22 protein-coding genes are annotated in these 19,435 nt (G+C 47.0%); 7 read left to right on the top strand and 15 right to left on the bottom strand.

All coding sequences use genetic code 11. The features are described 5' to 3' along the window. Nucleotides 1-13 precede the first annotated feature (13 nt). Both AC2CG4_RS17770 and AC2CG4_RS17765 read right to left on the bottom strand, forming a co-directional pair. Nucleotides 14-538, bottom strand: coding sequence for a hypothetical protein (locus tag AC2CG4_RS17770; RefSeq protein WP_484487633.1), 525 nt, complete (start codon nt 536-538; stop codon nt 14-16). Between the two features lie 13 nt (nt 539-551). Further along, nucleotides 552-941: a hypothetical protein gene (locus AC2CG4_RS17765; RefSeq protein ID WP_484487545.1), complete on the bottom strand. Its 390-nt coding sequence runs from the start codon at nt 939-941 to the stop codon at nt 552-554. A 180-nt stretch (nt 942-1,121) separates the two neighbouring features. Between AC2CG4_RS17765 and AC2CG4_RS17760 the strand changes: the two genes are divergently transcribed. Further along, on the top strand, nt 1,122-2,951 hold the full coding sequence (locus AC2CG4_RS17760) for an ABC transporter ATP-binding protein (RefSeq protein WP_484487544.1): 1,830 nt from the start codon (nt 1,122-1,124) through the stop codon (nt 2,949-2,951). 45 nt (nt 2,952-2,996) lie between these two features. On the opposite strand, the gene AC2CG4_RS17755 is transcribed toward AC2CG4_RS17760, so the two are convergent. From AC2CG4_RS17755 to AC2CG4_RS17735, 5 genes are all read right to left on the bottom strand, one after another. Beyond that, on the bottom strand, nt 2,997-3,464 hold the full coding sequence (locus tag AC2CG4_RS17755) for a helix-turn-helix domain-containing protein (RefSeq protein ID WP_484487543.1): 468 nt from the start codon (nt 3,462-3,464) through the stop codon (nt 2,997-2,999). Nucleotides 3,465-3,601: 137 nt separating this feature from the next. Continuing rightward, the gene (locus AC2CG4_RS17750) at nt 3,602-3,847 is read right to left on the bottom strand and encodes a hypothetical protein (RefSeq protein WP_062067654.1); all 246 of its coding nucleotides are present in this window, start codon (nt 3,845-3,847) and stop codon (nt 3,602-3,604) included. A gap of 4 nt (nt 3,848-3,851) precedes the next feature. Continuing rightward, entirely contained in the window at nt 3,852-4,397 is a 546-nt protein-coding gene (locus tag AC2CG4_RS17745; protein WP_484487542.1) for a DUF2058 domain-containing protein, read from the bottom strand. A 12-nt stretch (nt 4,398-4,409) separates the two neighbouring features. Next, entirely contained in the window at nt 4,410-5,960 is a 1,551-nt protein-coding gene (locus AC2CG4_RS17740; protein WP_484487541.1) for a cryptochrome/photolyase family protein, read from the bottom strand. Beyond that, complete coding sequence (locus AC2CG4_RS17735; protein WP_084618564.1) at nt 5,960-6,112, bottom strand: DUF2256 domain-containing protein; 153 nt, start codon at nt 6,110-6,112, stop codon at nt 5,960-5,962. Before AC2CG4_RS17735 ends, AC2CG4_RS17740 begins: the two co-directional genes overlap by 1 nt. Before the next feature lie 107 nt (nt 6,113-6,219). On the opposite strand from AC2CG4_RS17735, the gene earP reads away from it, so the two are divergent. The 5 genes from earP (at nt 6,220) to AC2CG4_RS17710 (ending at nt 11,888) form a co-directional block, all read left to right on the top strand. Then, nucleotides 6,220-7,353, top strand: a complete 1,134-nt coding sequence (gene earP, locus AC2CG4_RS17730) for an elongation factor P maturation arginine rhamnosyltransferase EarP (RefSeq protein WP_484487540.1) — start codon at nt 6,220-6,222, stop codon at nt 7,351-7,353. Nucleotides 7,354-7,505: 152 nt separating this feature from the next. Then, a complete protein-coding gene (gene efp, locus AC2CG4_RS17725) occupies nt 7,506-8,066 on the top strand; it encodes an elongation factor P (protein ID WP_062067666.1) in 561 nt (186 codons plus the stop codon). A gap of 154 nt (nt 8,067-8,220) precedes the next feature. Continuing rightward, the gene (locus tag AC2CG4_RS17720) at nt 8,221-10,086 is read left to right on the top strand and encodes a serine hydrolase domain-containing protein (RefSeq protein WP_484487539.1); all 1,866 of its coding nucleotides are present in this window, start codon (nt 8,221-8,223) and stop codon (nt 10,084-10,086) included. A 3-nt stretch (nt 10,087-10,089) separates the two neighbouring features. Then, nucleotides 10,090-11,178, top strand: a complete 1,089-nt coding sequence (locus AC2CG4_RS17715; protein ID WP_062067672.1) for a sensor histidine kinase — start codon at nt 10,090-10,092, stop codon at nt 11,176-11,178. Next, complete coding sequence (locus AC2CG4_RS17710; protein ID WP_484487538.1) at nt 11,175-11,888, top strand: LytR/AlgR family response regulator transcription factor; 714 nt, start codon at nt 11,175-11,177, stop codon at nt 11,886-11,888. Before AC2CG4_RS17715 ends, AC2CG4_RS17710 begins: the two co-directional genes overlap by 4 nt. A gap of 24 nt (nt 11,889-11,912) precedes the next feature. Here the strand turns inward: AC2CG4_RS17710 and AC2CG4_RS17705 are convergent, their stop codons facing one another. The 6 genes from AC2CG4_RS17705 to rlmKL form a co-directional block, all read right to left on the bottom strand. Next, the gene (locus tag AC2CG4_RS17705; RefSeq protein ID WP_484487537.1) at nt 11,913-12,509 is read right to left on the bottom strand and encodes a protein-methionine-sulfoxide reductase heme-binding subunit MsrQ; all 597 of its coding nucleotides are present in this window, start codon (nt 12,507-12,509) and stop codon (nt 11,913-11,915) included. 68 nt (nt 12,510-12,577) lie between these two features. Then, on the bottom strand, nt 12,578-13,582 hold the full coding sequence (gene msrP, locus AC2CG4_RS17700; protein ID WP_484487536.1) for a protein-methionine-sulfoxide reductase catalytic subunit MsrP: 1,005 nt from the start codon (nt 13,580-13,582) through the stop codon (nt 12,578-12,580). Between the two features lie 55 nt (nt 13,583-13,637). Continuing rightward, complete coding sequence (locus AC2CG4_RS17695; protein ID WP_484487535.1) at nt 13,638-14,435, bottom strand: hypothetical protein; 798 nt, start codon at nt 14,433-14,435, stop codon at nt 13,638-13,640. A gap of 76 nt (nt 14,436-14,511) precedes the next feature. After that, nucleotides 14,512-14,730: a type II toxin-antitoxin system RelE/ParE family toxin gene (locus AC2CG4_RS17690; RefSeq protein WP_484487534.1), complete on the bottom strand. Its 219-nt coding sequence runs from the start codon at nt 14,728-14,730 to the stop codon at nt 14,512-14,514. Between the two features lie 80 nt (nt 14,731-14,810). Then, entirely contained in the window at nt 14,811-15,059 is a 249-nt protein-coding gene (locus AC2CG4_RS17685) for a type II toxin-antitoxin system ParD family antitoxin (protein ID WP_484487533.1), read from the bottom strand. A gap of 81 nt (nt 15,060-15,140) precedes the next feature. Continuing rightward, entirely contained in the window at nt 15,141-17,399 is a 2,259-nt protein-coding gene (gene rlmKL, locus AC2CG4_RS17680) for a bifunctional 23S rRNA (guanine(2069)-N(7))-methyltransferase RlmK/23S rRNA (guanine(2445)-N(2))-methyltransferase RlmL (RefSeq protein WP_484487532.1), read from the bottom strand. Between the two features lie 296 nt (nt 17,400-17,695). Between rlmKL and rmf the strand changes: the two genes are divergently transcribed. Then, nucleotides 17,696-17,920, top strand: coding sequence for a ribosome modulation factor (gene rmf, locus AC2CG4_RS17675; RefSeq protein WP_007641871.1), 225 nt, complete (start codon nt 17,696-17,698; stop codon nt 17,918-17,920). Between the two features lie 106 nt (nt 17,921-18,026). Here the strand turns inward: rmf and AC2CG4_RS17670 are convergent, their stop codons facing one another. Both AC2CG4_RS17670 and AC2CG4_RS17665 read right to left on the bottom strand, forming a co-directional pair. Beyond that, a complete protein-coding gene (locus tag AC2CG4_RS17670; RefSeq protein WP_484487531.1) occupies nt 18,027-19,055 on the bottom strand; it encodes a quinone-dependent dihydroorotate dehydrogenase in 1,029 nt (342 codons plus the stop codon). A 155-nt stretch (nt 19,056-19,210) separates the two neighbouring features. After that, nucleotides 19,211-19,432, bottom strand: a complete 222-nt coding sequence (locus tag AC2CG4_RS17665; RefSeq protein ID WP_484487530.1) for a DUF2835 domain-containing protein — start codon at nt 19,430-19,432, stop codon at nt 19,211-19,213. Nucleotides 19,433-19,435: the final 3 nt, after the last annotated feature.

The raw sequence follows: 19,435 nt of genomic DNA, 5'->3' as shown, positions 1-19,435 counted from the left end.
CAGAAAACCCTTATTAACGCCCTGCTCCATAAGCCTGAATATATTTCCGCAACGCTTTTTCATTTTTCTTGATAAATTCAATATCGCTTTTGGGCACCGCCAAAACAGCGGGATCGGCCTTTTCTTTTAATTGTTGCGCCTGCTCTTCGGTGACTTTACCTAAATCGCCAAACAAAAAATAAGCGGCTATCGCATTGCCCAGTTTAGTGCTCAAACGCATATATTCGCCGACGGATTTCCAGCCGTGTTTTTGCGTAATCTGATTTGCACTGTCTAGTAGATTGCTGGATTTTAATACGGCGTTAATTTTTTGATCTTGCTCTGCGGGCGGCAAGGCTTCAAAAAGCTTAAGTTCTGCTTCGGTAGTATTCATGGAATCCACCAACTGCACGATGGGCGCAATATCGCGATTACTTTGCATCCAGCGTGTAACCGACTGGGAATTCAAATTCTTATTGTCCGGCAGCAGCTGCGCGCTGACTGATGCGCAACACACCACCAACATCCACGCCGTTACATTTAACAATACTGTTTTCATCACTTTCAGAAACTCACGATAAGCGCAGCGTAACCGCTGTGGTTAATGACCAGACCCAAAAGAAGAAGAACACCAGGAATGGCGTCAATAAGCCAAGCGATAATCCGGCCACGCCCTTACCTTCATAGAATGGATAAAACACAAATAATTGAATTAATGTCGGAATTAATGCAATCACAAAACTGCGCGCAAACAAACTGCTGGCAAAAATCGGCAACAAAAATAACAGCCCCCAAAGTCCGCCCCATACAATGCGCGGGTACATCCAATACGGCGATACCGAGCCCGCCAGCTTCACATTTAAGGATTGGGTAATTCCATAATAGGAAAATAACCACATCACCACACACATCACCAAGCCACCCAGACAGCCAGCGGCAAACACAACCAAGGAATTCTTCATAATTTTTACCCCAACAAAAATGCTACTGCCAAGGGTTGGCAGTTATTTTATCGATACTAGGCGGCAGTTTATCACTCTGGCTTAACACTTGGTTACACGAATAAACCACGTTGAGCTGCTACAATATTGGCTCAGAATTTAGCCAGCCCCCCCCATTTATATATTACCGGCGATTGCATTATGTTCCGTTTTTTTGAAAGCCTGATAAAACCTTTCCCCCCGCAAGACCCCACTGAACCGCCCAAAACCCTTTACGCGTTTTGTCGCCATTACAGCCGTGGAGCAGAGTTGTACTTAATCGGCATGGCAATTTTTACCGGCTTGATTGCAGTAATGGAGGTCTCCTTATTTGGATTTCTTGGCGACCTGGTTGACTCGCTCAATAAACATACACCCAATACCTTTTGGGATGAGTCCCAGACACAGTTAATCTGGATGGGTTTTATTCTGCTTATTGCCCTACCCCTATGTGTACTACTGCACTCGCTGTTAATGCACCAAACCCTTTTGGGGAATTTTCCCATGCGCATTCGCTGGATGGCGCACCGCTATTTACTCGGTCAAAGCTACCAGTTTTATCAAAATGAATTCGCCGGTCGCGTCGCCACAAAAGTGATGCAAACCGCGCTGGCAGTGCGTGAAACTATTATGAAACTGCTCGATGTACTTTTGTATGTCATGGTGTATTTCACGGGGATTCTCGTCTTATCCGCATCACTCGATTGGCGCTTGGCCATGCCACTGGTTGCATGGTTCTTTGCCTACTCGGCACTGCTGTATTATTTTTTACCGCGCCTTGCAAAAATTTCCGCAGCGCAAGCCCATGCGCGCTCGGATATGACCGGCCGTTTGGTGGATACCTATACCAATATCTCTACCGTGAAATTATTTTCACACTCCAATCGCGAAGCCGATTACGCCAAAACCGGCATGGAATCTTTTTTAGCAACCGTGCATCCGCAAATGCGTTTGGCGACTTTATTGGGCAGCGGCGTTTGGGCGATTAATGCATTGTTAATTTTTGCCATCGCCGCTGTTTCACTCTGGCTTTGGTCAAACGCCGCTATAACAACCGGTGCAATTGCTGCTGCGGTCGGGCTGGTACTGCGCCTTAATGGCATGGCGCAGTGGATTATGTGGGAAGTCTCTGCGCTGTTTGAAAATATCGGCACCGCGCGCGACGGTCTAAATACCTTATCTATTCCGCGCGAAGTACAGGACAAACCCGAAGCACGACCTTTGCTGATCCAAAAAAGCCAAATCGATTTTAAATCCGTGCGTTTTAACTACGGCAAAACCGAAGGACTATTACAACAATTTAATTTGCATATTAATGCCGGTGAAAAAATTGGTTTGGTTGGCCGCTCGGGCGCGGGCAAATCTACCCTGGTGAATTTGTTATTGCGTTTTTACGATGTAGATGACGGAGCTATTTTGATCGACGGACAAAATATCGCGAACATAAAACAGGAAAGTTTGCGCGCACAAATCGGCATGGTGACGCAAGATACCTCACTGCTACACCGCTCTATTCGCGAAAACCTGCTCTATGGCAAACCCGATGCCACCGAAGGAGAAATGATCCGCGCTGCACAACAAGCAGAAGCCCATGAATTTATTTTAGGCTTAAGCGATAACGAAGGCCGCACTGGCTATGACGCGCACGTAGGCGAACGCGGCGTAAAACTATCCGGCGGCCAACGCCAGCGCATCGCGATTGCGCGCGTACTGATTAAGAACGCCCCGATTTTAATTATGGACGAAGCCACTTCCGCGCTAGATTCCGAAGTCGAAGCCGCCATCCAAACCAACCTCAACACATTAATGCAAGGGAAAACGGTGATCGCTATTGCGCACCGCTTATCCACCATCGCCGCGTTGGATCGCTTGATTGTTTTAGATAAAGGTCAAATTATCGAACAGGGAACACACAACGAATTGATCGCACTGGGCGGTGTGTATGCCCACTTGTGGGCGCATCAATCAGGGGGATTTTTGGGGGAGTTCTAGAGACTCGTAATGCGGGTACGCAAGGTACCCGCGTTTGTTTGCAACTTAATTATCTTCGCTATCAAAAGCATCATACCAAACACCGTATTTGTCTCCTTGCCATGACAACAAATGAGACAGATAGGCGACTGTCAACATAATCAATCCACCAAATAAAGCTGCTTGACTGAAAAAGCCCATCGCACAAAACAGAAATCCACTGATGTGTGAGGCGATAATAATTCGACTGGTCGCATTTCTGGATGGTCGAAAACTTAAATAATTAAAGAAAAACCACCACTTTAACCAAAGTGGCAGGTTACGCCATGTATCAGAATTTTTATCTACCATCATTCGCTCCTGGGTTAGGGTTGCTACATCCACTTCTAGCACAGAGGCGAGGCATTTAAGTGACTCCACACTGGCATTATTGCCGCTTTCTATTCGCTGAATTGTTCTGACATTCAAACCAGACATTTGCGCTAACTGCTCTTGAGAAAGATGGCGACTAATACGCAGTTCTTTAAGAATCATTTATCTACTCCAACCTGTGTGAACCCAGAGTATTACTAAAAATACATTCAGTCGGGTACGGCACCTACCCGACTTTCACCCGACAGAAGCAAAATGATTGATTTTACGGTAGATTTTTATTGCGGGCATTTTCAATATTATTTTTTAGTGAAATACATATCGCGCAGAATCAATAAAATCCCTACTAAAAATCCCACATGCGCGAGCACCGCGCCTGCGGCAAACAACCAGCCTAGAATGATTGGAGCATCATCGTTAGGAGCCAAAAGGCTAAACAACATAATAGGTAATGCAGAGGCGAGAACCAGCATTAGGCTTAGTGCAATTATTTTTATACCGCGCGGGGATTTACTGCCTAACACCGCGCGGATCGGGTTCCACATAGGGCTACCACATCAAATCGTCTGGGATAACGTAATCTTTGTAGGGATCGTCTTCATCCACTTTGTTGTCGGCTTTGGTGTTGGCAACTACCACAAATTTTTCGTCGCGCTGGGCAATTTTGTCGGCGACTATACGCGGCACGACTTCATAGCCATCACCCAGTTTTACAACCCCCAGCAAACCGCGCGCGATTTGTTCCAACACCAGCGGTGATACGCGCATTTTTTTGATGAGCTTGCCATCGGTAAAGTTGTATTCCACATCGCCGTTGCCAGCGCCCTTTGGTTGACGATGGTTTTCAATCAGTTGTTTGATTTGCGCGGCTATGGCTTTTTGTTGCAGCTCTAAATCGCGCTGGCGATTTAATTCGCGGTCGCGCTCCACTTTTGCTAAACGCGCCTGCTCCGCAGATTGTTTAACTTCATCGACCACTTCTTCACTGGAGCGACGCGCAACATTGGTTTCTTTGCGTTTTTCTTTTTTCGCTTGTTTGACTTTTTTAGTGTCGATCAAACCGGCTTTGAGGAGCTGATCTTGCAGGGATGCCATAGTAAATTCCGATCATGTGTAGTGATTAGCTGGGTAATGCGCCCTTACCCATTGCGCACGCTTGGCAATTGCCGCGCGTTTTTCTTCGCTCTGGTTATCCAAATGCTTAACTTGCAAAGCCAAACGCGGATGCTGTTGAAAGCGCGCGCGATGTTTCCGCAAAAATTCCCAATACAAGGTTGTAAATGGGCAGGCATTTTCCGTTTCAGCCTCGTCCGGCTTATAACGGCAGTGATCGCAATAATTGCTCATTTTGGCAATATAGCAACCCGTAGCAATGTAGGGCTTGGAGGCCATTATGCCACCATCGGCGTATTGGCTCATCCCTAATACGTTAGGCAATTCCACCCACTCGACGGCATCGACATACATGGCCAAATACCAGGCATGTATTTGTTCAGGATGGGTTTGCCAAAGCTGGGCAAATAGGCCGGTCACCATCAATCGTTGGATATGATGGCCATAGCCCGTATCCAACACTTGCTGGATGCTTTGGCTCAAGCAGGTCATATCCACATCGCCGGTCCAATAAAAGTCTGGCAGATTATGTTGCGCATCCAATGCATTCATTTCCTTCCATTCCGGCATCAGGCTCCAATACAGACCGCGCACGTATTCACGCCAACCGAGGATCTGACGAATAAACCCCTCCACTGCATTGAGCGGAGCTTGCCCAGTTGTATAAGCCTGCTCGGCTGCCTGCACCACTTCCATCGGCGATAACAACTTAATGTTCAGCGCTGCGGATAGGCGCGAGTGATAAAGCCAAGGTTCGTTGGTCCACATGGCATCTTGATATTCACCAAACAGCGGTAAATTTTTCTCGATAAAAAAATCCAGTAGTGCAAGCGCCTGCGCGCGGGTCACTGGCCAGCCGAAACTCACTAAATTGCCGGGATTATTGGGAAAGAACGTTTCAACAGAACGGATCGCACCTTGGGTAATTTCATCGCATGGAAAGGTCAGCGCGCTATCTAATAGCCCCGGCCCTGCTTTGCCAAAAGTACCGCGATTGTCTTTATCGTAATTCCAATCGCCGCCGAGCGGTGCATCGCCTTTCATTAAAACGCCGGTACGTTTGCGCAATTGGCGATACCAATACTCCATGCGCAATTGTTTTTTGCCTTTTTTCCAAGCCGTAAATTCACCCGGCTTGGCGATAAAGTGATTATCGGCCAGCACCTCAATAACAACTTGGTGCTCAGCGCAACACTGCTTTAATACCTGCAGAACCCGATAGTCACCGGGCAATACAACCCGCAACTGGGCAACCTTGTAGTGCTGCAAGGTGTTTGATATCGCAGCGGTAAAATCCGGCTGCGCCTGTTCATCTAATGAGAAGTACAACAGCGGTAACTGTTCGTCACGCAGTGCTTGGGCGAAATGACGCATAGCGGCGATAAACATCGCACTGCGCTGTTTACTTGAGGGAACATGAGTGCTCTCAGCGAGGGTCTCCGCCATCCACAACATATCGTGTGCTGGGTCAAAATCAGCAAATAACACACTGTCGCGATTGAGTTGATCGCCCAAAATTACACAAAGGTTACGTATCTTTTTCATCAGTGGGATTGCTTCCTAGAGCGACGGGCAGCATTGCTGCAAGCGGTAGAGCAGAATTTAACCTCAAGCCACACTTTCTCCCATTTTTTTCGCCAGGTATATGGCCGCTGGCAGTGCAGGCAAGTTTTTTGCGGCAGATGTTGTTTTTTCATGGTGGCAGATTCTTAGCGCGATAGTTTTTTTGATTCCGGCTTACAGATACGAAAAACAATTGCGCTGGTATCATTCGCAGCCACATCCACTCGATCTGATATTCAACATGCAATCTATCGCTGTAAAAAACTGGGATATCTTCTGCCGTGTTGTCGACAACTTTGGCGATATAGGCGTTTGTTGGCGTTTGGCGCGGCAGCTAGCGGCAGAGCACAACCAGCACGTGCGCCTGTGGGTAGATGATCTGGATTCGCTGATACGCATTTGGCCGCAAGCCCAATCATTAGATCAACAGCTCATCGCAGGGGTCAATGTCTGCCGCTGGCACAGTGAATTTGCTCAGGATGTGCAAGCCGCCGATGTGGTGATCGAAGCGTTTGCTTGTGACATCCCTGCTATCTATATCGGCAAAATGGCGGAGCTCAAACAGCGAGGTGAGGCGCCGGTATGGATCAATCTGGATTACCTGAGCGCCGAAAGCTGGGTTGAAGATTGCCACCGCATGCCATCGACCCACCCCAGCACGGGTTTGCGCAAAACATTTTTCTTCCCCGGATTTACACCACGCACCGGCGGTTTGTTGCGCGAGCAGTCACTGATTAGCGCACGCGATAAATTTCACATCGCCCCTTGGCTGAACAGTATGGGCGTTGCGCCGCAACCCGATGCCCTACTCGTATCACTCTTTGCCTACGAGAACCCCGCCATTGGCAGCCTGCTCTCCGCTTGGATCAGCTCAAGCACACCGGTGCACTGTTTGGTTCCCAACGGCAAAATCCTGAGCAGTATCAATCGCGCAACCGAACAAGAGCTAAAGGTTGGCGATAGTTACACCCTGGGAAATCTGCATTTGCAAGTCATCCCCTTTGTTACCCAAACCGAGTATGACCAGCTGCTGTGGGCCTGCGACATCAACTTTGTGCGCGGCGAGGATTCCTTTGTACGAGCGCAATGGGCGGGCAAACCCATGGTTTGGCATATTTATCCGCAGGATGAAGAGGCGCATATCACCAAACTCACTGCGTTTCTTGATCGCTACACCCAGTCTAACCAATCGCACTTTGAGGCCAACCTGCGCCAACTGTGGCTGGCTTGGAACAGAGGGGAGGATATGGCAGCAGCATGGCAAGAAGTGCTGACGCAGCGCGATGAATGGCAGCGCCACAGCCGCGATTGGTGCAATGCACTCTGCCAACAGCCTGATTTAGCGAAACAATTAGTCGATTTCTGCACCCACTAGCCAGGCTAAAAAAGCACTACAGAAAAGCGGCAAAGAACTGTATAGTAGCGCGCCGATTTCAAACTCGGGACGCCTAAGGGCTAAATTGCCCGCGCGCCATGCGCATCAAGGCCTCCTCTATTCGTTAACCTCTGCAAAGAATGGGATTTACCATGAAAAATGCTCAAGAATGCCGCGCTGGCAACGTTCTGATGATCGACGGCTCACCCTGGGTTGTTCAAAAAGCGGAATACAACAAATCAGGCCGCAACTCTGCTGTTGTAAAAATGAAGCTGAAAAACCTGCTGAACGGTATGAACACTGAAACCGTTTATCGCGCAGACGACAAATTCGAAGACATCCAATTGGATCGCAAAGAAGTAACCTACTCTTACTACGCCGACCCAATGTACGTATTTATGGACCCAGAGTTCAACCAATACGAAGTAACTGCAGAAGAATTGGGCGACCTGTTGCCGTGGATGGAAGACGGCATGGAAGACATCTGTGATGCCGTATTCTACGAAGGCAAAGTAATCTCTGTAACTCCACCAAACGCAATCACTCGTGAAGTGGCTTACACCGAGCCAGCCGTTCGTGGCGATACTTCAGGTAAAGTGATGAAGACCGCTAAACTCAACAACGGCACTGAATTACAAGTTGCTGCGTTTGTTGAGATTGGTCAGAAGATCATCATCGACACCCGCACTGGTGAATACAAATCGCGCGCTTAATTGCCGATTGGTAATCCAGCTAAATGGCGCTCTTGTAGCGCCATTTTTTTTGCCGCTTATCACGCTGCACTACCACTTAGCACCTAATCCACACCCGCACATCACACTGAAGGATGATAGTTACAATCACCATAAAACTTGAAAGGAATTAGATATGCGCTTTCTGACTGCACTGCTATCGATCATCATCATTTGCTCTTCACTGGCGCACGCCGATGCTGAAACGCCACCGCAAACACTGGAAGAGCTTAAAACAGCCATTGAAAAAATCCGCACCGAAACCAACACACCTGCCGTAGGCATAGCACTGGTTAATAAAGATGGACCTTTGTGGATTGCAGGCCTGGGCGAAGCGAATATCGAACAACATACACCGGCCGATGAGAACACCTTGTTTCGTATCGGTTCTGTTTCAAAAATGTTTGCCGCGCTCGCCGTACTGAAACTGCAAGAAGAAGGAAAATTGAACTTGAATGATAAGATACGCGATTTAGTGCCAGAGATTCAGTTTGAAAACCAGTGGGAAGAAACACATCCGGTAAGAATTGCTCACCTACTGGAGCACACAACTGGCTGGGATGATATTCACCTTGCGGAATACGCCTATTCCGCACCGGATAGCATGAGCACGAAAGAAGGGCTGGATTATCACCCTGATTCGCGCAAATCCCGCTGGATTCCAGGCACGCGTCACGCCTATTGCAATGCAGGTTCAGCCGTGGTCGCTTATATCGTAGAAAAGATCAGCGGTAAAAAATACGAAGACTATATTGCAGAGACTTTTTTCAAACCGCTGGATATGCCATCCACCAGTTATTTTCAAACAGAATTGTATAAACAGAAAGGTGCAACACTTTACACCAATGGCAAACCAGAAAATTATTGGCATATTATTCATCGAGCAGCAGGTTCTATTAATTCATCGCCAAAAGATATGGCCAACTTTATGCAATTTTTGTTGCAGCGCGGCGCAACACAAAACCAACAATTAATTCCCAGCGCTGCGTTTGATCGCATGGAAATTCCTACAACAACACTGGGCAGCACCGCACGACTCACCGCCGGGTATGGGCTAGCGAATTACACTAGCGGTTACAAGGATTTTAATATGGCTTTTCACGGCCATAACGGCGGGGTATTTGGTGGGCTTACAGAATTAAGTTACAACAAAGAATTGGAAACAGGTTATGTGTTTATGATCAATGCAGGTAATTGGCCTGCATTCGATAAAATTTCTAAAACCATTCGCGCTTATCTACTTAAAGATCATGCGGTCACCAAGCCGCAACCTATAGCGCTTCCGGAAAAATTCAAAACACTGAATGGATATTACGTGGCCATTAACGATCGCCAACAGTTAACCCGTTTTATGAACAGGGTTTTTGGCGTAATGAAATTTCATACAGATGATACTTATCTCTATCGCCAACCACTGCTCGGAGGATGGGACGCTCCCAGTAAAGACTTCGCAATTAACGATGATTATTTAATTGATCAATGGACGGGCTTGCCGAGCATCGCGCTGGTGAATGATCCAATCGCAGGGAACAGCGTGCAGGCAAGTTCGGATCTATTTAAACCTGTATCTGCATTCAGCGTATTCAGCCTGCTGGGCCTTTATGTATCACTTGGCGCAATCAGCCTGTTAAGCTTGCTGGCCATTATTGTTTGGGGATGTCGTCGTTTAGCGAAAAAAATTCCCGCCGACGCCGGTGTCTGGATTCGCATTTGGCCGTTATTGACCAGTCTGGTATTAGTGGCATCAATTGCTTGCCTGTCATTGGTTGGGTTATTTATGCAAGCGGCAGCGAGCGTATCACTGCTTTCTATCACTGTTTATCTGTTGAGTATTGCCTATCCTTTATGTGCGCTCGTCAGTGCTTTCGTGCTCATCAAGTACAGAAATCAAGTAATACCGAGGTGGATATACGGGTACGCATTAATTTACACGGGCTTGCATTTATTGATGGCGGCTCACTTGGTTTACTACGGAATATTTGCACTAAAACTCTGGGCATAATCGATGAATGTTTCTTTCTTCCCCCACAACAAAACTTTTTGGGTATACCACGGGTCAATTTTATTGCTCATGACCCTGATCCAAAGCCTAATTATTTTGTTATGGCGGGAAGAGGTACTGTTTAACTTTATGGGTGGGTTGTTATGGCTACCGCTGTTTACCCTCGCCGCACTCTATTATCGGCACCTGTATAAAACACACCAATGGCATGATTTAAACACCGCCAAAAATATTCTAGTGGTAACCGGGTATAGCTTAGCGAGTAGCTTTATTGTTACTTTTATTATGCTGGGTTCGATTATTCCTTTTTTCTGGAGTGATATTGAAAACGCGGTTACCAAACATGAAGCAACTGCTTCTACAATCATTACCCAAATGTTTATCGGCAACTGGCTGCAGACCCAGCTCTTTATTGGCGGCTGGATTTTTGTGTACATTAGCATTACTACCAAGCAGCGCATTAAAGAAACGGAAGTGGCCAACTTAAGGTTGCAAAACAGCCTCAAAGAGGCACAGCTCACCAATCTAACCAATCAACTTAACCCTCATTTTCTATTTAACACACTGAACAACATTAAATTTACCGTACGCAAGGACCCGCTAAAAGCCGAAAAAATGATTACGGACCTTTCGGACATTTTGCGCTATTCATTGGAATCCAGCAGAAGTGAAAAAGTACAACTATTAGAGGAGCTGGAAATTGTTGATCGCTACATCAGCATAATAAAAGTTCATATGGAAGATCGATTGCACTTTGAAAGCGTCATTCCAGAAAATGTAGCATCCGCTCTGATTCCGCCGATGGTTTTGCAAATGCTAATAGAAAACTCTATTAAACACGGGATTGAAAATTTGCGTCATGGCGGCAAGGTACAACTATTGGCAGAGGCGGAATCACAGCACATTAGGTTTACCATAACCAATGATATACCGCACACCGAAACACCAAACATGCAAAGTATAGGAATAGGCTTACGCAACATAGAACAACGGCTTAAATTACTCTACAGCAGCTCCGCAAGCATAGATGCCAAACAACAAGCGCAACAATTTATCGTCACACTGACTCTTCCGCGAGAAACAAACCAATGAAAGCTATAGTAGTTGAAGATTCACGCATCGCCCGCGAAGGGCTGATCGGCATGTTAAGTGAATTCTCCGATGTGGAAATTGTTGGCCAAGCTGAACACCCTGTCCCGGCACTGGAACTGATTCGGGAAAAACGCCCCGATGTTATTTTTTTAGATATACATATGCCGGGAGAAACCGGTTTTGATCTGCTGGAAAAATTGGACTACATGCCACGCATTATCTTTACCACGGCTTATTCAGAATACGCGATCAAATCGTTTGACTATCACACTATTGATTATCTATTAAAACCAATTAGTCAGGAGCGACTGGCACTGGCTATTGCAAAATTACACACCCAGGCTGATGAGCCATCAACTCACGCCAAACCAGCGCTGGAGATGAACAACAAGATATTTGTAAAGGACGATGACAAATGCCACTTGGTGACACTGGAATCCATCCGCTATTTTGAAAGTTGTAAAAACCATGTGCGGATATTTTTCAATCAGGAGTCAGCGTTTGTTAAAAAAACCTTGAGCCAACTTGAAGAGCGATTACCCAAACGATTCTTCTTTCGCGCCAATCGCCAATTTATTATTAATCTGCATGCGATATCGGCAATCGAAGAAGCGATTAGCGATGGCTATGAAGTGACCATGGACAACGGCATGAAAATCGCAATTTCCCGGCGTCAGGCATGTGAATTAAAAGAGCTATTAAGCCTCTGACTGTGAATAAAAAAAATAATATTTTTAAGAAGATTTTTGCCTATACCAGTACAACCGCACTCCAAATAAAATCGCAATAATCACACCAAACAGCGCCGCCTCAAAATAACTGGAGCGCACCTGCATAAACACATGCAGCCAGGCCAGAATGGCGATCAGATAAATGCTCTTATGCAGACGCAGCCAGTTTTTACCTAATCTCCGCATCATTCCCTTGGTAGAGGTAACGCCCAAAGCAACTAATAAAATAACCGCAGGGATTGTGACCAGAATATAGGGGCGCTCAACTAGCTCTTTAGCGAAGCGGGAAAAATCCAAACCTAAAATAAACACTAAAAACGCTGTCACATGCAACATTGCATAAAACAATACAAACAAGCCCAGCATACGCCGATGAGTTTGTAGCCAGCGGAAATGAATTTTTTTCAAATTGATTAGGCGCCGCAGCGGTGTGACAGCAAGCGTAATAAATAAAAAATAAAGCGTCCATTCACCAGTAAACAGCACAATGGTTTTTGCAGGGTCAGCACCCAACTGATTAGTGAGAGTTTGATAAACAATAAAAATCAAAGGAATCAATGACAGGAAAAAAATCAAAACTCGTCGCCATAAAATCGGCATAGTCAAACCTCTGTAGCAACTAATCCATGTGGGTATCGCTTAGGCCCCACACATTTTACGGCATATATTTAATAAAATTTTCGTAAATCCATGTCTTTATACAGATGGGCCACCTGCTCGGCATAACCATTAAATAATTGAGTAGGAATAATATTCGGACGCAGCAATCCACTCGGTAACCGCCGCTCTTCCGCTTGGCTCCAGCGCGGATGGCTAACTTGTGGATTTACGTTGGCATAAAAACCGTATTCATCTGGCGCGATCATGCTCCAGGTCGTTTTGGGTTGTTTCTCGGTGAATTCAATTTTCACGATGGATTTAATGTATTTAAATCCATATTTCCATGGCACCACCAAACGCAGCGGTGCACCATTTTGATTGGGCAGAACTCTACCGTACAAACCAACGGCAAGCGTCGTTAAGGGATGCATAGCTTCATCCATACGCAACCCTTCGCGGTAAGGCCAATCAATCGTGCTAAAGCGGCTTTTTTGTTCAGGCATCTCGGAGGGACGTTCGAGCGTTGTGAACGCAATATATTTTGCTTTGCTGTTTGGCTCAACGCGTTTGATTAAGTCAGCGAGCGAGAAACCAATCCAAGGAACAACCATGGACCAGGCTTCAACACAGCGCAAGCGGTAAATGCGCTCTTCCAGAGTCACGCCTTTTAATAAATCCTCCAAACCAAAAGTGCCCGGCTTATTAACCTCGCCCGCAATCTCAACTGTCCATGGATGCGGCTTTAATATGTGAGCTTTAGCGGCTGGATCGGTTTTGTCGTAGCCATATTCATAAAAGTTGTTATAGCCAGCAACATGTTCATAAGGTGTCAGCGCTTCACTTATTTTTTCCTGATTGGCTTTAGCGCTCGCAATCTGCTGCTTTAACCAATTCGGGCCGGGTAAATCCTTATCTGCAACTTGGGTGGGCGCGGCCAATACGCTTGTTGCGCTTGCGCCAACACCCAGAGCAGCAACACTCATCGCACCGCGCATAAAGTCGCGGCGCGCGTTGTAAATAGATTCAGGAGTAATTTCAGATGATGGAATATCGCTGGGCTTTTTGATCAACATACAGACCTCGCGGAAACAAAATGATTGGGGTATAGACTGGTGCGAAGCAGATTTGTTACTGCATTTCAAAAATATAATTTCTGCCCTGATAGTCGCACACATAACGCTGTGCACTGAGCATGGCACAATGTTGTAGCGATATTCCCTGCGGAACGTTGGATGACTCGCTCACTCCCATACTCGCCTTATCCTTTTTCAGAAACCCGTACATGATTTCAAAGCGCTGGGAAAAATCCAAACCTTTGGATTGTAAATCCTGATAAAGATACGCAAATTTTCCGTAGGTCATAGTCACACCGCAAAGACCTATATCGCACATCTTGTTGATGTACTGCGCATAGGCTTGGGCGAGATACTGGCTCAATACACCACCCTGATAACCCGGCAGGTTCATTTTGTTGTCGGGCGATAGTGAACCACTCACCAAACGATGATTAGCCTTATTGCCCACCAGCTTAAATAAATGATTGCCACAGCGGATTTGATTACCAGCCAAATTACATTCGGCAGAATGCTTCACACCATCGAGCTCTGTACGCCTTAACTCAGCAAGTGGTTCACGCCTAACAGTTTCCGTCACACTAACCTGCGGCTTTTTAACCACCGGAGAAACTGGAGCAGGCATTATTGATGTTGGCCTTAGTATGGGTGTTTGCGTCTTGCGCGTCGGTGCAGGTAACTTAATACCATTGCGCTCCGCTGGCCGCTTTAGTAAAGAGGCCTGCACAACTTCATTATTTTTTTTGAATTGATTAAACGGCGGCAAACCTTTGGTCTGCGCTTTAGCTTGCAGCTGACAATAGACTTGTTCGTAATAGGTTGCGGCGAGGGCGAAACAGAATTGATCAGCCATAACTGACGGTGTAACAAAAAATATTGCAACGAAAACACATCGTAATATTTTCATCGCAGGTCACCTGATCTAATTATTAGTATTCAGAAAAATAATGCATCACATCCATTTCTTGATGTAACACACCAATGATTTCAATCACTTCCAACCCGCATCGATAAAACACAACATGCTCTGCCTGGGGAAAGGAATAGAAACCTGCGCCAATATCCGATCTATTTCTACCCAATAGCGGATTTTCCGCCAGCCATTCAAAGCGCTGTTCAAGCTGTTTGAGATATTTATTGCGCTGCAACCTACCCCATTTTTACTGTGTGTAACGGCCAATGCTTTTTAAGTCATCCCTGGCACGGGGAGTTACCCGATATTTCATGGTTAGGCGTCCTTATCCAGCTCCTCGATCAGACTATCCATAGAGAAATTGTCAACAAATTGCCCCTGATCGGCCTGTTGTGCACCTTGAGAGAGATGCGCTCTCAAAGCCTCCAGTTTATGCTTACGCTCTTCCAAAGTGCGCAACGCATCGCGCACCACTTCACTTGCAGAACCGTAGCGACCACTGGAAATTTCGCTTTTGATAAACGCCTCCCAATGATCGCCCAAACTAAGACTTGTCGTGGCCATACCCCCTCCCGAACCTATATTCATATTTAACAATAATGAATATAGTCCACTTGAGGTGGGATGGCAACACTGCTTTTTTGATTAATGGGTAATCAACCAACACTGATGAATTTTAGGGTTGCGTTTGAAATCTTCATCAATGGTTTGGGCGCTAATGTCTTTGATGGTGTAAGCACTTAATGCCTCAGCATCCAATTTAAAACTGCGCAGGTTATTGGAGAAAATTAAGGTGCCGCCTTCCGCCAAGGACCGCATCGCATTGTTGATCATGCTGACATGATCGCGCTGTACATCCAACACATCTTCCATGCGTTTGGAGTTGGAGAAGCTCGGCGGGTCGAGCAGAATTAAATCGAACTGTTGATCGTTTTCTTCCAACCACTTTAAACAATCCGCCTGCTCTAAACGGTTGCGCGATTCACTCAGCCCATTTAACGCATAATTTTTACGCGCCCAGTTCAGGTAGGTATTAGACATATCCACACTGACGGTGTAACGCGCACCGGCCATAGCCGCGTGCACACTGGCCGTTGCGGTATAACAAAACAGGTTTAAAAAGCGTTTGTCTTTAGCAAGGTCGGCAATCATTAAGCGCACCGGGCGATGATCCAAAAACAAACCCGTATCCAAATACTGCCACATATTAATATGCAGTTTGGCCTGCCCTTCTTGCACACTGAACAGATCACCGGTTGGACGCTCGCTGACTTTTTCGTATTGGCTAGTGCCCTTGGTGCGGCGGCGCTGTTTGTAGCTGATATTAGAGGCGAGTAGATCTAGCGCAAAAGGAACTGCTTGTTCAATTTCCATAAAACGCGCGGCGGCTTTACCTTCATCAACCGATTTTGGCGCTGCGTATTCCTGCACATGGGCATAGAGTTGTGGCGCGCGGTTGGGCTGGGTTTGACCGCGATAAATATCGATCGCAGCCGAATATTCCGGCATGTCGGCATCGTATAAACGATAACAACTGATGTCGTTTTTCTTCGCCCACTTTTCCAATTGTTTAAGATTTTTTTGCAGACGATTCACTAACATTTGCGCGCCGTTACTCAGCGCATCGGCCTGCTCTTGTTTGTTTTCGATTTTTACCCGCGCCTCGGCGGCTTTGCGCTCTTCATCATCTTTACTGAAGCGTGCATCTTGCTCGACCCGGCTTTGCACAAAAGCTTCAGTGCTAATGCTGAACATCAACAATTCGCTCGCGATGGTACCATTAAAAAATTTGTATTTTTTATCCGCACGCAAACCCATTTGTTTACCTAGCTCGGGGTTGCCGGTAAAGACACCAGCGCGCCAGCCTTGAAACTCATTGCGCAAACGCTCGCCCAAATGGGCATAGAGTAATTTCAGCGATTCAATCTCACCCAAACGCTCGCCATAGGGCGGGTTGCTGATCACCAAACCAAATGCCATCGCTTGGTTGTGGGTGGGTTTTACAAAATCTTTTAATTCTTTGCGGCTCACCCGCAACCAATGATCCAACTCGGCGCTGACAATATTGTCTTCCGCCGCACGGATCACATTCACATCCGCATCATAGCCGCGAATTTCCGGCAGATTCTCGCGGGCGAGTCCGGCTTTTTTGCGCGCAAAGGCCTCTTCGCGCAACTCCAGCCAAATGTCATTGCGATGGTTGAGCCAGCGCTCAAAACCAAAACTGCCGCGCAACAAACCTGGCGCTATATCTGCCGCGATTAATGCCGCTTCGACCAGGATGGTTCCCGAACCGCACATAGGATCGAGCAATGCGCCGCCCTGCGCGGCGATTTCCGGCCAGCCAGCGCGAATCAAAATCCCCGCTGCCAAGTTCTCTTTCATCGGCGCACTGCCCTGTTTAACCCTATAGCCACGGCGATGCAGGCTATCGCCCGAAAGATCGATACTGACAATCACTTTGCTTTTGGATAAACGCACATTCACGCGCAGATCTGGATCACGCTTGGCCACCGAGGGGCGCTCACCGCTGAAATCGCGCAGGCAATCCACAATGGCATCTTTCACTTTCACTGCGCCGAATTGGGTATTGCGAATGGTGTCATTAGTGCCAATAAAATCCACCAACAAGGTGCCATTAGGGCTTAGGTGTTCTTCCCAGCGCAATTCGCGCACGCCATCGTAAAGTTCTTCCTGGCTATTGGCCTCAAAACTGGCAAGCGGCAATAACACCTTATTCGCCAAACGCGACCAAAGGCAGACGCGGTAAGCCATGGCGATATCACCCGAGAAGTAAATACCGGCGACTGTCTCGCGCAAATCGTCTGCACCCAAACCTTGTAGTTCGGTGTAGAGCAAGCCTTCCAAACCCTTGGGGCAGGTTGCAAAATATTGATATGTCATTAATCTTTCCAAAAAAGGGGCTATCAGGATGAACTTTTCTGAACCGCACCTGACTAAACAAGGTGACTGTCATCAAGCTGTCAAATACTTTTGCTAGGCCGTTATGCCATATAGAACGGCTTATGTATAAAAATTTAATCGTTCACGGCACCGGATAAATCTGGTGTACTCACCGAACCTGTCAACGCAAGGAGATTCGAAAAACCAGTCAGACATGCAAACGAAACACCGCAAGACCGCTTCCGTCGATAAGTACAACTCTATCGATAAACCAAAATATAGAGGTGCAATAACTGATGAAACGTCAAAAACGTGACCAAACAGAACGCGCATTTGTTAAAGGGTATCAAGCAGGTATTGATGGGCGTTCCAAAAGCCTTTGTCCCCATGAAACCGGTCAAGCTCGCCAACAATGGCTAAATGGCTGGCGTGAATCGCGCATAGATCAGTGGGACGGATATAGTCGTTTGGCACAGGTTCAAAAAGTTAACAACATTCAACCCATGGCCATGAGTGGCTGACTTTCAGTAAGACCAACAGAATTTTTCCAACCCAATCATATTTGATTCTATAAGCCCGCTCTCGCGGGCTTCGCTATTTTAGCGCCACAGTTTTAGACGCTCAGACTTAAAGACCTTTTTGATAGCTGGCGATACCCGCTGCCGCTTGCGCGATCAATGCTGGCCCTTCGTAAATAAAACCGCTGTATACCTGTACCAAACTAGCGCCCGCACGGATCTTATCGGCAGCACTGGCCGCATCAAAAATCCCGCCGACACCAATAATGGGCAACTTGCCACCCAAACAAGCACTCAGGGTTTTAATCACATAGGTGCTCTTATCGCGCACCGGCAAACCGCTTAAACCACCCGCTTCACTGCCATTCTCATACTCTTCTACGCCGACACGGGTGATGGTGGTATTGGTAGCAATCACGCCATCCATACCTTCTTGCAGCAAAATACCGGCAACTTGATGGATCTCGCTTTCATCCATATCCGGCGCAATTTTTACCGCGATAGGCACATAACGGCCAGTGGCTTGTTGCAATACCGCCTGCTCTTTTTTCAGCGGTGCCAAGAGCTGTGACAGCGAATCGCCAAATTGCAGATTGCGCAGCCCTGGGGTATTGGGCGATGAAATATTCACAGTGATGTAATCGGCGTGGTCATAAACTTTGCGCAGGCAGATCAAATAATCATCGACCGCATTTTCGACTGGTGTCGTTGCGTTTTTACCGATGTTGATTCCCAACACACCTTGATAGCGACGCTTTTTAACCTGTGCAACCAGATGATCTACACCCTTGTTGTTAAACCCCATGCGATTGATGATCGCCTGCGCTTCCGGCACACGGAACAAGCGCGGTTGTGGGTTGCCCGGCTGAGGCCGTGGCGTAATGGTGCCTATCTCTACAAAACCAAAACCCAAGCTGCCCAACGCGTTGAAATAATCGCCGTTTTTATCCAGCCCTGCAGCCATACCAACGGGATTGTCGAAGGTCAGTCCCATTACCTCGACCGGTGCACTGGGAATCGTGGGGGCAAATAAACCCAGCAGGCGCAAACGCTCTGCAGCACCCAGTAAATCCAGGCTAAGTTCATGGGAGGTTTCAGCATCAAGGCGGAACAAAAGATCGCGAATAGTGTGATACATAACTGGCCCTTCGGCGGTCTGAATGAGTGACTATACAAGTGTCGATATTAGTGACGACAAATAAGGCGGCAAGGATACTGGATTAGCGGGTTTGACGCACCCCAAACCTTGCCAATTTCCTACTCCAGCGACTACACCAATGGCTACACCAATGACTAGGCCAATCGCTGTATGGACTGAAAGCGATTGTCGTCATCAAAATCAATTTGAAAAGTGCCACGAATACCATTGTGTAATACAAATGGCCGCAGAATCCCCGCGGGAAAGCGAATACTGCGGCCGTCGATACTGTGCGCAAAAACGGTCTTGACACTGCCTTCATACAAACGCTGAAATTCTTCAGCAGAAATCGCCAGATTGACAATGATACTTTTCAAAAA

The sequence above is a fragment of the Cellvibrio sp. ATLC23 genome, from assembly GCF_057196725.1.
Note: the sequence above shows the minus strand (reverse complement) of the source record. Positions and strands in the feature narration are given on the sequence as shown.

Coding starts and splice junctions, on each gene's coding strand:
- efp (WP_062067666.1), top strand. CDS start 7,506: ATGAAAAATGCTCAAGAATGCCGCGCTGGCAACGTTCTGATGATCGAC.
- AC2CG4_RS17705 (WP_484487537.1), bottom strand. CDS start 12,509: ATGCCGATTTTATGGCGACGAGTTTTGATTTTTTTCCTGTCATTGATT.
- AC2CG4_RS17735 (WP_084618564.1), bottom strand. CDS start 6,112: ATGAAAAAACAACATCTGCCGCAAAAAACTTGCCTGCACTGCCAGCGG.
- AC2CG4_RS17750 (WP_062067654.1), bottom strand. CDS start 3,847: ATGTGGAACCCGATCCGCGCGGTGTTAGGCAGTAAATCCCCGCGCGGT.
- rmf (WP_007641871.1), top strand. CDS start 17,696: ATGAAACGTCAAAAACGTGACCAAACAGAACGCGCATTTGTTAAAGGG.
- AC2CG4_RS17710 (WP_484487538.1), top strand. CDS start 11,175: ATGAAAGCTATAGTAGTTGAAGATTCACGCATCGCCCGCGAAGGGCTG.
- AC2CG4_RS17740 (WP_484487541.1), bottom strand. CDS start 5,960: ATGAAAAAGATACGTAACCTTTGTGTAATTTTGGGCGATCAACTCAAT.
- AC2CG4_RS17770 (WP_484487633.1), bottom strand. CDS start 538: ATGAAAACAGTATTGTTAAATGTAACGGCGTGGATGTTGGTGGTGTGT.
- AC2CG4_RS17720 (WP_484487539.1), top strand. CDS start 8,221: ATGCGCTTTCTGACTGCACTGCTATCGATCATCATCATTTGCTCTTCA.
- AC2CG4_RS17765 (WP_484487545.1), bottom strand. CDS start 941: ATGAAGAATTCCTTGGTTGTGTTTGCCGCTGGCTGTCTGGGTGGCTTG.
- earP (WP_484487540.1), top strand. CDS start 6,220: ATGCAATCTATCGCTGTAAAAAACTGGGATATCTTCTGCCGTGTTGTC.
- msrP (WP_484487536.1), bottom strand. CDS start 13,582: ATGTTGATCAAAAAGCCCAGCGATATTCCATCATCTGAAATTACTCCT.
- rlmKL (WP_484487532.1), bottom strand. CDS start 17,399: ATGACATATCAATATTTTGCAACCTGCCCCAAGGGTTTGGAAGGCTTG.
- AC2CG4_RS17695 (WP_484487535.1), bottom strand. CDS start 14,435: ATGGCTGATCAATTCTGTTTCGCCCTCGCCGCAACCTATTACGAACAA.
- AC2CG4_RS17670 (WP_484487531.1), bottom strand. CDS start 19,055: ATGTATCACACTATTCGCGATCTTTTGTTCCGCCTTGATGCTGAAACC.
- AC2CG4_RS17715 (WP_062067672.1), top strand. CDS start 10,090: ATGAATGTTTCTTTCTTCCCCCACAACAAAACTTTTTGGGTATACCAC.
- AC2CG4_RS17745 (WP_484487542.1), bottom strand. CDS start 4,397: ATGGCATCCCTGCAAGATCAGCTCCTCAAAGCCGGTTTGATCGACACT.
- AC2CG4_RS17755 (WP_484487543.1), bottom strand. CDS start 3,464: ATGATTCTTAAAGAACTGCGTATTAGTCGCCATCTTTCTCAAGAGCAG.
- AC2CG4_RS17685 (WP_484487533.1), bottom strand. CDS start 15,059: ATGGCCACGACAAGTCTTAGTTTGGGCGATCATTGGGAGGCGTTTATC.
- AC2CG4_RS17760 (WP_484487544.1), top strand. CDS start 1,122: ATGTTCCGTTTTTTTGAAAGCCTGATAAAACCTTTCCCCCCGCAAGAC.